Below are 13,246 nucleotides of genomic sequence, written 5' to 3' on the forward strand. Positions count from 1 at the left end.
TATAAAATCATCATTTAATAATTGCTTTTCGGAGGATTATATGGCATTCACTAAATACCAATGTGTCAAACAACAAGATATTAAAGACTGCGGGGCTGCCTGTCTCGCCACTATAAGTAAAAACTATGGTCTCAACTATCCTATAACTAAAATTCGCGAGATGTCGGGAACCGATAAAATGGGTACCAGCGCCTATGGCCTTGTTAAAGCTGCTGAAAAATTAGGATTCACTGCCAAGGCTGTAAAAGGGACTCACGAGGCATTCTTCGAAGATTTCCCCCTTCCGGCTATTGCTCATGTGGTCATAGACCAAACTTTATTGCATTACGTTGTTATTCATAAAATCACAAAAAAAACAGTTGTCGTTTCGGATCCTGCGAAGGGCATTGTTAAATATACACCAGAAGACTTCTTTAAAATCTGGACCGGTGTTCTCATATTAATGGTTCCTACCCCTCAGTTCAAAAAGGGCGGTGAGTCCAAGGGTTTATTCACTCGTTTTTTTGGTTTACTTATTCCTCAGAGAAGAATGCTACTAGGAATTTTTTTGACATCCATGCTCTATACAATATTAGGTATATTATCAGCCTTTTATTTTCAATTTCTGCTAGATGAGATTCTTCCTTTTGGCTTAAAGAAGACTCTGAATATAGTATCCATTGGAGTAATCATTCTATATCTATTCAAAGTTTTATTGAACGCTTTTCGTAGTCACATTCTACTAACATTGAGCCAAAAGCTTGATATTTCGCTAATTCTCGGCTATTACCATCATGTGTTGAAGCTACCCATGAACTTTTTTGGTACTCGCAAGACGGGGGAAATCATCTCAAGACTTATGGATGCCTCTAAGGTACGGGATGCCATCTCCAGCGCAACCCTAACCATCATGATCGATATTATCATGGTTATTGCGGGGGGAATCATTCTTTATTCGCAGAGTGCCCTTTTATTTGGTGTAACTGTGCTGCTGGTTCCTTTATATCTAGCATTAGTGTGGGGATTCCACAAGCCATTCGACCGGTTAAACCGTGAACAAATGGAGAAAAACGCCCAACTTACCTCCTACATCGTTGAATCCATAGACGGTATCGAGACGGTCAAAGCCTACCATGCGGAGTCTAAAGTTGGCTTTGAGACGGAACAGAAATTCATCACGTTTCTGAAATCCGTGTTCAGCTTTGGTATTTTCAATAATATACAAGGCTCGCTAAAAGGTGTGGTTCAGTTGCTTGGAGGTGTAGCAATCCTCTGGGTAGGTGGTAATCAAGTAATAAAAGGAAATATGACCATGGGTCAACTTATCACTTATAACTCATTACTTGCTTACTTCCTTGAACCTATTCAAAATCTCATCAATCTCCAGCCTACCCTGCAAACAGCTGTTGTAGCGGCGGACCGATTGGGGGAAATACTCGACTTAGAAGCGGAGAAGCTTGAGGATGAGGACAAGAAGATTCAACCTGCTTCATTAAAAGGTGATATTAGATTTGATCGTGTCAGCTTCAGATATGGTACACGTTCCCTTGTACTTCATGATATTGATTTGAGACTTAGACAGGGCGAGAAAGTCGCCTTTGTCGGTGAGAGCGGCTCGGGTAAAACCACCCTGATCAAATTAATTATGCAATTTTACCAACACGAAAAAGGCGATATCTTAATTAACAACTACAACATTAAAGATATTCATTTAGATAGCTTAAGACAGCGGATCGCATATATCTCACAGGATACTTTCTTTTTTAGCGGAACAATTCGGGAAAATCTATGTCTGGGTGTCGATCAGGATCTGGATCTGGAACAGATTGTTACCGCCTGCCAAACCGCACAGGCTCACGAATTCATCAATCAGCTTCCACTCCGTTACAACACTTTGTTAGAAGAGAATGCGACCAATATTTCCGGAGGACAGAAGCAGCGACTGGCTATCGCCAGAGCGGTGCTGAAACGACCGGATATCCTTATTATGGATGAAGCTACCAGTAACCTGGATTCAACAACGGAGAAGGCTGTATCGGAGACGATCAATGCTTTCGAAGACATGACTACGATTATTATCGCTCACCGGCTGAGTACAATCATGCGCTGTGACCGAATTTATGTCATGGACCAAGGGCGGATCATTGAGCATGGAACACATCAGGAGCTTCTGGATTACCGTGGAAAATACTATGGCTTGTGGAAAGATCAACTCCCCGGGATTGAGCAAAAGCAAGATCACACCATTCAACATGCTGCTGCAGGCGTAGGCGAGGTGTCTCTCGTATGAGTGTACAAATTCATAACTTATCAGAAATGACAGATAGCAGAGAAATCATGGAATCCAAGACCAGTCCTGTGATTTCCATTTTCATACTTATCTTATTCATTCTATTGGGGGCTGCGTTAGTCTGGTCATATTTTGGCCAGATCGATGAAGTCGCTAAAGCCTCTGCTGTAGTTAGACCCAATGAAAAAGTCAGTACCATTCAGACTTCATCTGTGGGAAAAGTGGAACAGGTATATGTCCATGAAGGGATGCAAATTAAAGAGGGCGAGCAGTTAATTTCCTTTGAGCATAAAGAACTTGATATAGAATTATCCAATCGTAATTCAGAAATCAATAAGCTCACTAAGAAACTGCACTATCTCGGGCTTTATAAACAAAGCATTAGCAATTTAGATAATCAATTTTCTTCTGAACGTACAGACGAGGGTTACTATTATGACATGGTAGAACAATTTCTCCTTGAATACAGCCAGCAGCAGCAGACCTTTCAAGGAACCCAGGATCAGCTTACAGCTGCCATTCACGAGAATATAGGCTTGCAAGATTCTGCTACCTTTAGTGCCGAATCTAGTTCGGATAAATCTCTTCAGAATAAAATTGAATTGGAACGAAAAAAGAAACTGCTAAATGTTGAAATTGCAAACGAGAAATTGCTTGTGCAATCCATCAAAGAGAATCAAAATCTTCTTCCAATTGAAGATACCAAACGGACGGAACAATATAATACATACCAAATTAAATATGTCCAACTGTCTAAACAATCTGCTGAGAAAAAAGAAATCTACAATCGTTCGCTCAGCTTGGGGGACCGCCTTGTGCCTCAATCCCAGATTACAGATGAACAGCATCAATATGAAAGTTCATATTTGCAAATCAACCAATTCCAAACCGAAGCCGTGCTCAGCTCAGAAAGCAATATCACCAATTACAATCAGCAATTGGTTGAGATAGAGGTCAGCCTCGATTTGCTAAAAAATGGGCACGATCCATCAGTTTCAGAACGAAAAACTTTAGAAATGCAAAAGAAACAGCTGGCTGAGCAGCAAAATGATCTACTGAATCAAGAGAAACTTAACCGTTCATCTGAAGCAACCTCATTGAAAAAACTGAAACTTGACCGTATTGTACAGATTCATTCAGCAATAGAAGAAAATAAAAGAACCTTAATTACGCTGCAAGAGGCTGTTAAGGGACTTGAGCTTGAACGAGACAAAAGACTGCTCATAGCACCAATTTCCGGGACCATTAATATTTTAAAAGAAACCAGCATCGGGGACATGGTACAATCCGGCGAAGCCTTGATCTCCATTATACCTAGCAACGAGTCAAAATATAAAATGAGCATCGCTGTACCTAATGCTGAAGCAGGAAAAATAGCGATTGGCAATAAAGTTGATTTCAGCTTTTCAGCCTTTCCTAAACAAAATTTTGGTTCCCAAAAAGGTACGATTACATCTATCAGCACAGATTCAATTATTCAGCAAGACGGTCTAAGCTACTATCTGGTGGAGGCAACGATATCCAATGACCCACTTGTTAATCGCAGAGGTGAACGTGGAGAGCTTCGTGTAGGGATGATAGCGCAAGCCTCTGTTATTACCGACTCCAAGAAGATCATTGATTTTGTTCTTGAAAAAATCAACTTAAAGGAATAGTGAGGTTGCCAGCTAAATGTTAAAGAAATCAGCTCTCTTGATACTCTCCTTCTTATTACTCCTATTGCCGCATTCCATTACAGTTTATGCTGATACGCAGGTATCCAGCGCAATAAAATCGCTTTCCATGGAAGAAGCAATCCAGCTAGCATTAACTAACTATGTAGATATCAAGCTCTCACAATGGAATATTGCAGAAACGGATTCCAAATTTTCATATGTATCATCTGAAGAGAAAAAGTTGGAGCAAAAAAATGTAGTCACAACCAGCGGGCTGCTGCCAGTAAATCCTGATATTTTTATCAATAGTATTCCTGGTTACGCTGATTTAAGTGAAGAAGAACAGGCAGGGGTCAATCAATCCATTCTCATTCAAATTATGATTAACACATCTCTGAATCAATGGGTTAGCGCTCAGAATGAAAGCCAAAACAGTTACAATCAAGAGACTAAAACTGCGCAGCTTAAGGAATTTCGTGACCAGTTACGCACATTAGAAACAGATAAAGTAATTAATCAGTTACGACTTCAAAAAACAGAAGCCCTCATCCGCTACTATGCTGTGCAGAAATATTATCAACTCTCTTCTCTAAAAAAAACGATTGAATATGACAAACAAGAAAGCCAATATTGGTTTCAACAGTCTGAGGATACCTTGCGGTCCTATGAGCATGGTCTTCTGTCTAAGAGAAGTTTGGACGATTTTAATCGTAAAAACATAGTACAAAAATCTATTTTTGAACGTAACCTTCGAAGTTATGAAGCTCAGTTAGAACAATTTAAGCTTGAGTTAGGATTATCATCCTATTCAGAAGTCCTTCTAGATGATGTCATTTCCAGTACACCAGAGCCTGTGAATTGTAATACAGTAATTAGCCTCTCTAGTAATTATGATTTACGCGAAGAAGATGCACGTATCACACTCGCCAAAGATAATCTTGACGCAGCTAAAGCTTCCGATGCTGAACTCATCACTTATTATTCAGTCCTATGGTCTAGCCAGATTGCACACAAAAATATAGTACAACAACAACTCGAAGAAAAACTGGCTAGTTATAAGCCGGAAGCAAATGAAATTGATTTTGAATATTCAGAACTAAAAGAGCAGCAATTGGAACTCGTACGCGTCTCCCAGGATAATGATACTCTCCTAAATAGCGGGTTAATCTCAGCAGCTCAGGCAGATCAGGACAAGCTGGATTTACTAAACTTAAATCGGCAATTCGATAAGCAAAAAGTAAAGTACGGTTTATTCCAAGCAAAAGTTACTTTGGCTCTTAGTGGAGTTATCCTCTAATAACCATTAATTTATCATTCATAACCCAAAGGAGATATCACAAGATGAAAACCATATCTAGCCTAATCGCAGCAACTCTTCTTTCTACCGCTATCGCCTGGCCTGTCCATGCCGCAGAGAAGCCAATCTCCATTCAGATCAATCAGCAACAGCTCGCACTGAAGGGACAGGCTCCCTTCAATGATAATGGTACAATTGTCGTTCCTTTTCGCCCGGTTTTTGAAAAACTAGGACTTTCAATCGATTGGAATCAAACCACAGGTACCATAACGGGTACTAAGGAAGGGCTTACGATTACACTGCAACTAGGCAGCAAGCAGGCCAGCGTCAATGGTGTAATAACCCAACTTTCTGTTGCCCCTAAGCTCATCAATAATTCCACTTACATTCCGCTGCGCTTCGTTGGGGAGGCTACAGGTAATGAAGTCTCCTGGAATGCACACTCGAAGACAGTAACCATTACAGGCAAGACTAACCAGGTAAACCCGCAGGAAATCAATGCTTTTTTTGAAAAATACGTAACCTATACCAACAATGAGAATTATGAAGGGTTCATGAGCCTAATCGATAGCAAGTCTCCTCTTGTGATCATCGGGCCACAGATTAAGAGCCAAATGGAACAATACGATCTGACCACTTCACTTGATCAATTAGAGGTTATCAGCCTTCAACCCACAGAGGCTACGGTTCACACCGTTGAAACGACTACACACCTCAGCGGTCCATTCACCTTAGACAATACCTCTGAATATATTTATAGCTTAACGCGTACTGCCAGCACTGAAGACTGGAAAATCAACAACCTGCAGATTAAAGGCGTACAATATATACTCCCAGATAAACTGCTGAACGCTAAGCCAGCTGTGACGAAGTCGGATGAAACGGATATATTAGCTGTGCTTAAGAGCAACTTGGACTATACCAATGCAGAGAATATTCAAGGTGTGCTATCTACTATTGATCCTGAGTCCCCTGCTCTCGAACAAACCAAACATCTCTTCAGCCAAATTTTCACAGTCTATGATCTAAAGTTCACTCTGGAATCTGCCAAAATCATTCATTATACCCAGGATACCGCAGCCGTATATATGGTTCAGACGAGCATCAAGCTTAAGGGTCCTGAGTTTCAGGATAACCGCTCCACCTCTGTCACAACGCTGAAGAAATCCAAAGCAGGCAAATGGATGCTGGATCAGACCTATCCGATTAGTGTAGACAAGTTAACTCCATAATTATAAGGATTTGTAACAAAACAAAAAAACGGCAAGCCCCATTAACCCGGAGGCTTGCCGTTTGCTTATCTAAAGCGCCGGAGCTCAATCTTACCCGCTTCCCCTACGTTCTCTGGCTGATACGGATATAGAACAGTTCCTAAATAGTTGGGACCACAATGGCCAATCTTTCAATCAATTCCCATCTCTCGCTGATATTCATCTTACTGTAAATACTCTTAACGATATTCCGCACAGTTCCCTCTTTCACATTAAGGTCGTTGGAAATTTGCAGCGCCCCTTTTCTTAGTGCCCAGTGATACGCTACCTCTCTCTCTCTAGGGGATAATCGATACAAATCACACTTCTCCTGAAATATGTACTCAATTAACTTCGGGCTTCGTTCCTTCAACTTCAACACAATCTTTTCGGATAATTGTTTAATAAAGAGAATCGAAAAACCAAGTTGCCTCTCGGCTTCAAATGAGATGTCTATATATCCACATATACAATCATTTATCATTATAGGAGCGCATACACAATTCCACGCTTTAAACATTGGCATACTATGCTCTTCTCCACGCACTACTGCAATTGACTCAACCTCCATCGCTAAAGAAACTGCATTCACTCCAGAGATTTGCTTCGAAAGATTAGTTCCACTCCTAATTCCATAATGATCTACTTTCTCCTGAAACGTTTCGAATGGACTGACAATATTAATAATATTGCCGGCTCGATCTGTTAAGAAAAAGACAAAGGGCAATAAGAGAAATTCCATTACTTTCGCCAATTCTGAATGTAATACTTCAACTAAAATCTCGTAGGGAACCAGCTCTTCTATAGAAAAGGATTTTTCTGTTTTGAGGTTACTCCAGGGTTGGCAAAATTCACACACGGAATTATTAGATTCTTTATCTACATCATCTACCGTAAACCAGGCACGTTCGCATTCAACAATATTCAAACAATCCATTCTCCCAACTTATGGTATTAATGAAACAGAGCATATCATATCACTCCCTTCAAAGGAAAACAATGACATAATTAGTTAGGGTTGTGGGAGATTAGTAAGAATTGAAATAACATTGTTTGGGTTATTTTTCTATGGCCGATTATTTGATAAGAAATTTTCACCTGTCCTGTATTCTTGGAATTTCGTCAAAAAAGAATAGAGCATAACAATTACCACTTGTCTATATCCTACCTAGAATATATACGAAATCCATTTTTTCTATGAAAATAGGGATATTCGTTGATTAGAAAAAAATTTCACAATGGAGTCTGAGACTAGCGAGAAATCATGCTCAACATATTTATATCTGCTACCCTGAAAGGAATGAATTCCATCAAGAGTTTAGTAGGGATTTTCAGTAGAAAGTATACAAAGTCTATTCCATTTTTACTTTTGTTTTCATTATTTATATTGGCATTTTCTGCGGTAAATAGAATATTTCCAATAATATCTTTCTTAATAATTATGTTAAATGCTCTGTACATTGTTGTGAAAATAGCAATATTTAAAATTAAAAAATAAATATTTATTTCAGGGGGGGATATTGCAATCTGGCAAAGCGCCTTTCAGCCTTTCCTAAACAAAGTTTTGGCTATTAGTTTAGACAAGTTAACTCCATAATTATAAGAATTTGTAACAAAACAAAAAAACGGCAAGCCCCATTAACCCGGAGGCTTGCCGTTTGCTTATTTAAAGCGCCGGAGCATTAGTCTTTTCTGCTCCTTTACGCTCTTTTGCCGATTTACGGAAGTAGAACAACTCGTAAATCGCCGGCACTACAATCAGCGTAAGCAGTGTTGCTGCGGTTAAACCGCCAATGACTACAATCGCCAAGCTTTGCGAGACGATGCTGCCCATCTCGGCATGGCCGAACAGCAGCGGTGTCATGGCGCAGATGGTGGCGATCGCCGTCATGAGAATCGGACGCATCCGTGTTCCGGCAGCTTCTAGAATAGCCTCGTGGATACTCATATTGGCTTCATTTTGCTTAATCCGGTCAATGAGCACAATGGCATTCGTAACAACAATACCTATTAACATCAACGCCCCGAACAGAGCTGTGAAGTCAGGCGTTACACCGGACACGATAAGTCCAACAATCGCACCAATCGCCGCGAGCGGTAAGGAGAACATAATCGCCAGTGGAGCCCGAAGGGTTTTAAAGGTGAGTACCATAATCAGATAGACCAACCCGATGGAGATCAATGCCGTCATGCCCAAGTCGTTGAAATCCTCTGACTGATCAACTGACGCTCCGCCTGCAAATAAGGTCACGCCTTTCGGAAGTGTAAGACTATCGGTTTCTTTTTTAATATTCGCACCGATCTCAGATACCTTCTTCGGATCAACCTCTGCTGTAATTCGTACATACGGCTTCCCATCTTTATGGAACAACATTGCTGGTTCATTCCGAACCTCGTAAGTTGCGAGCTGAGACAGTGGCTTTGGCCCCTCAGCCGTTATGAGCGTCAGCGCTTTTAAATCCTGCTCCGTTTGCGGCTGAACCATAGGATCTAACACTACACCTGCTGCGTCACCATCGAGCTCAATTTGCCCCATTGGAATCGGATTAAGCATCGCTGACAGCTGCATTGAAATCTCTTGCGCATTACTTTGCGCCGGATCTACCTTAAAGGAAAATACAGGTTTCGTGTCCTCCATATTGCTGCTGACTTTTTGAATTCCCTCTACGGTCTTCAGCTTAGCGGTGACTTCTGTTGCTACAGTAGTAATATCCGCAAGATTATCTCCGACAATATCAATATATTCGCTGGTAGAGCTGGATCCCATCATACTCATTTGGTTAGCAACAAGTGTTGCTCCAGTGTATGAATCTTTTACCTCACGAACATGATCAATAAAATCCTGAGCATCTGCACCTTTTTTCATAACAACGGTATAGTCCACTAAGGTTTCAGAGGTAACACTCCCCCACTTAGCGGCGTCCGCACTATTCCCTGATTGCATGATTACCGTTTCTGCTTGTGGCTGCTTCATCAAATCTTGTTCTAACTGCTTTCCCTTTTCTAAAATATCTTTGACAGGAACATCCTTCGGATAATTCATCTGAACAGAAACATAGCTGGCATCCGAAGCATCGAGCGCCCCTTTGGGCATAGTCACATAAGCAGCAATGGAGCCAATCAGAAGCAGGAGACCCAACGATAAGCTAACCCATTTACGGCGAAGATTCCAGTCCAGAAAGCGGATAAACCATTTAGAAGGTTCGTGTTCTTTCATTGATGTTCTTCTCAGCAGCCATGAGCTTAAAAGAGGAACAACCGTCAAAGCTACTACTAGTGAAGTAAGCAATGAATAGGTCACTGTTAAAGCAAACGGCAGTAGGAAAGCTTGCAAACTACCACGCAAGAGACCCATCGGCAAAAATACTGCTACGGTAGCAATGGTTGATGAGGTAATCGCTCTAGCCACTTCCCCAGTTGCACTAATAATCATTTCACGGGAAAAGGGTTCTTTTTGCAGCCTACGGTAAATGTTCTCAATCACCACGATACTATCATCGACCAAACGGCCTACCGCAACCGCGACTCCCCCGAGTGTAATGATATTCAAGCTTATGCCGGAAATATTCAGCAGATATAAGGTGACTGCTAACGAAAGTGGGATGGATACTGCCGTAATCAGAGTAGCCCGCAGGTTACGCAGGAACAACAGAATCACAATCGTCGCAAATAATGCACCTAGCAATACCTCACGCATCATACTGTTCACCGAGCTAACTACCATATCCGATGTACTGAATACCACTGCTGCTTCTGCATTAGGAATGGTTGTATTAATATGATTTACGGCAGCCTGAATGTTATCTCCGACACTGACTGCATTCGCATTAGCCTCTTTGGTCACTATGGCGAATAGAACGTCTTTCCCGTTCGAACGACTGACACTTTCCTGATCCTGCTTCAATTCGACAGCAGCGATATCCTGTAGCTTAACGCCCGCAGATACAGGAAGCTTTTTCAAAGTATCCATACTATCTATCGTAGAAACTACGTTAACATTGCCGGTCTGCCCACCAATCGTTTGCTCCCCAAGGGATGCCGATACATTACGTCCTTGAAGTAAACCTAATACTTGTGGAGTCGTGACTCCCTTCTCAGCCATTAATTTCGGGTCCAGCTTAACGCTGACCTGCGGAGTTACCTTACCATATAAAGCAACGTTCGCTACCCCTTCAGCTTTTTGCATCTCTGGAATGATAGTTTCTTCCGCAAGCTTAAGATTCTCTTTAGTCAGGCCTTCGTCAAAAGCAAGAGTAACCTGTGATACAGGAATCATGGAGGTATTCAACTGAAGTACAAAAGGAGCCATTACCCCTTCCGGGAACTTCAATGAATCGACGACCTTCTGAACCTCCTGCGCAGCATCCTTCATATTCGTTTTCGAATCATAAAAAATATTTACCTGCGCATATCCGTCTCCGGAAGTGGACAGTATTTCCTTCTTCCCTTTCACAAAAGCTGCTCCAGCTTCTATCGGCTTCGTTACATTAGTCTCCATAGCATGTGTATCCTGGCCAGGACCCAGCACAGTTACAGTCACTTGAGGATTATCCGCCTCTGGCATAAATTCCATCGGTAGCGAAGTGTAGCTCATCCCTCCCACCACAAGAGCCATGACTACTAAAAGCCCCACCGCAGCCTTGTTACCGAACGACCATTTTGTTAACCATTTCATTTTCTTTTTCCCCTTCCACTCCACATGATTTCTGGCACTCCCCTTATGTCTGTTTGATTATGTATTAATTTCCATCCCGAGATTTAGTTTAGTCATTTTTGGCTGAACTCAAAACAGCCCTACGGCTGGTTTCGTACTCAGTCTTAAGACGGGGAACTTTCCCCTTCTGTAGACAGATCCCCGTCCTTTTTCTTGATGATGGCAACTGGAACGTGAGCATAAAAAAAGAGCCCCGTTAGCCATATAAATGACCAACAGGACTCCCTTTTGTAATGGTTTATTTCCCTTCCGCACGTACTGGATCACGGAACATAAATTTCAATAGTGGCGGCGTTACAAGTGTAGTTACAATGACAACAATAATGACCGAAGTAAAATACTGTTGCTGTAACAAGCCGCTTTGCAGCCCTGTGGCGGCAATGATCAACGCAACTTCCCCCCGTGAAATCATCCCAGACCCAATAATGGCAGACGAGTGGTTATCAAAGCCTGTAAGACGCGCACCCAGACCGCCACCAAACAGCTTGGTCAGAATGGCAACAACCGTAAGCAAGATCACGAAGCCTATTTGACTGCCTACTCCTTCAAAGGAAACACTAAGTCCGATACTTACAAAAAAGACCGGCACAAAAATCGAATAAGCAATCGGCTCGAGCTTGGATTCTACCGTGTGCTTAAAGGAAGTTTGCGAGATAGCAATCCCAGCCGCAAAGGCACCAATGATTCCTGCCATCCCCATGATTTCAGCAAAATAGGCGAATGCGAAACAAATCATTAACGCTGCTGAAATAATCGCCTCTGTCACCTTCAACGGAGCCATCCATTTCATGACCCGAGGAACAATGAACCAGCCGGCAATAATCGCTACGGCAAAGAACAACACCTTTTTCCCAATTAAAAGACCAATAGAAACGTCTGTACCTGTACCAAAAAAGCTCATCAGAACAGCGAGCAAAATAACAACTAGAATATCATCTACTACGGCAGCCCCCAGAATTGTAGAGCCTTCACGTGTGTTCAGCTTATTCATATCTTTTAACACCTGCACCGATATGCTGACCGATGTTGCACTAAGAATAACGCCCATAAACAAAGCATTATGATAAGCAAAACCAAACATTTCTCCTAAGGCGAACCCACCCAAAAAGGGTAATATAATTCCACCGACGGCTACTGCAAAAGCTGATTTCCAGTTCTTGCGCAATTGATCCAGATCCGTCTCAAGCCCCGCTATGAACATTAACAGTAGAACACCGATCTCAGAGATATAATGAATAAACTCTCCATCCTGAACCCAGCCCAGTACCGCAGGCCCCAGTATGATTCCCACAATAAGTTTACCTAGCACAGCTGGTTGCCCAAGCCGCACAGATAGATCACCAGCTACTTTGGTGAACAATATGATCAGCATAAGATATAAAACAAACTCCATCTTTCAATCCACTCCCTTGTTGTATATAAGAACTGCCAACCAGGAGCTTCTCCAAGCCAAAAAAAGACAAAGAGGAGCCCTTGTTGACAGGCTCCTCCAAAAAACAAATAATTATTCAATTTAACTTTATAAATTATATTATACCTATATTTAAAATAACTGTAAACCAGATGCGCCGATAATATAAATTATGCACATTTGATTTGTTCTAGAATTGAATTGCTTATTTCAGATAGAACACTTCACGTAAGGGCTGCATAGGCACCTCATCATTGAAATCAAATGACCCTTCAACCATCTTAGAGGTAATCGCATTCCAGCGGTTGCAGGCATCACTTTTGGCAATGTAATCAAAAGCCGCCTTACTATCCTCACACTCATAACAGTAAAAAAATTGATTGCCATTCTGAAAGATGGAATAGTTAGAAATACCAGCCTTACTGTGCTCCTCCAAAATTTCTGGCCAAGGATTTAAATGCATAGCTACATACTCCTCTAAACATTCTTCCTTCACCCGCCATGTCCAAGCCAATTTATTGCTGCTCATCTGCTCATCCTCCTAGAAATCCCCTCTTTTACACATATTAAGAACTAGGGACATTTGATACCTATTATTGTACCTGAATAGAGTAGTCCAAGCTATGCATATCTATATGATCTGTAAATTT

8 protein-coding genes are annotated in these 13,246 nt (G+C 41.6%); 4 read left to right on the forward strand and 4 right to left on the reverse strand.

The genetic code is table 11. The features are described 5' to 3' along the window. Window positions 1-40: 40 nt before the first annotated feature. From NST25_RS28535 to NST25_RS28550, 4 genes are read left to right on the forward strand one after another with little or no spacing between them, the layout of a single operon-like run. Window positions 41-2,269, forward strand: a complete 2,229-nt coding sequence (locus NST25_RS28535) for a peptidase domain-containing ABC transporter (protein ID WP_340392965.1) — start codon at window positions 41-43, stop codon at window positions 2,267-2,269. After that, entirely contained in the window at window positions 2,266-3,924 is a 1,659-nt protein-coding gene (locus NST25_RS28540) for an HlyD family efflux transporter periplasmic adaptor subunit (protein WP_340392966.1), read from the forward strand. The genes NST25_RS28535 and NST25_RS28540 overlap by 4 nt, the downstream gene beginning before the upstream one ends. 16 nt (window positions 3,925-3,940) lie before the next feature. Beyond that, window positions 3,941-5,221: a hypothetical protein gene (locus NST25_RS28545; protein ID WP_076179816.1), complete on the forward strand. Its 1,281-nt coding sequence runs from the start codon at window positions 3,941-3,943 to the stop codon at window positions 5,219-5,221. Window positions 5,222-5,265: 44 nt separating this feature from the next. Beyond that, complete coding sequence (locus tag NST25_RS28550) at window positions 5,266-6,453, forward strand: copper amine oxidase N-terminal domain-containing protein (RefSeq protein WP_340392967.1); 1,188 nt, start codon at window positions 5,266-5,268, stop codon at window positions 6,451-6,453. Window positions 6,454-6,592: 139 nt separating this feature from the next. Here NST25_RS28550 and NST25_RS28555 read toward each other — a convergent pair whose 3' ends face one another. From NST25_RS28555 to NST25_RS28570, 4 genes are all read right to left on the reverse strand, one after another. Next, entirely contained in the window at window positions 6,593-7,399 is an 807-nt protein-coding gene (locus NST25_RS28555; protein WP_340392968.1) for a LuxR C-terminal-related transcriptional regulator, read from the reverse strand. A gap of 738 nt (window positions 7,400-8,137) precedes the next feature. After that, window positions 8,138-11,146, reverse strand: a complete 3,009-nt coding sequence (locus NST25_RS28560) for an efflux RND transporter permease subunit (RefSeq protein WP_340392969.1) — start codon at window positions 11,144-11,146, stop codon at window positions 8,138-8,140. 277 nt (window positions 11,147-11,423) lie between these two features. Beyond that, complete coding sequence (locus NST25_RS28565; protein WP_076123814.1) at window positions 11,424-12,578, reverse strand: cation:proton antiporter; 1,155 nt, start codon at window positions 12,576-12,578, stop codon at window positions 11,424-11,426. A gap of 223 nt (window positions 12,579-12,801) precedes the next feature. Next, window positions 12,802-13,125, reverse strand: a complete 324-nt coding sequence (locus NST25_RS28570; protein ID WP_038573529.1) for an L-rhamnose mutarotase — start codon at window positions 13,123-13,125, stop codon at window positions 12,802-12,804. Between the last annotated feature and the right edge of the window lie 121 nt (window positions 13,126-13,246).

It is taken from the genome of Paenibacillus sp. FSL E2-0190 (genome assembly GCF_037992965.1).
Taxonomy (GTDB): Bacteria; Bacillota; Bacilli; order Paenibacillales; family Paenibacillaceae; genus Paenibacillus_AQ; species Paenibacillus_AQ odorifer.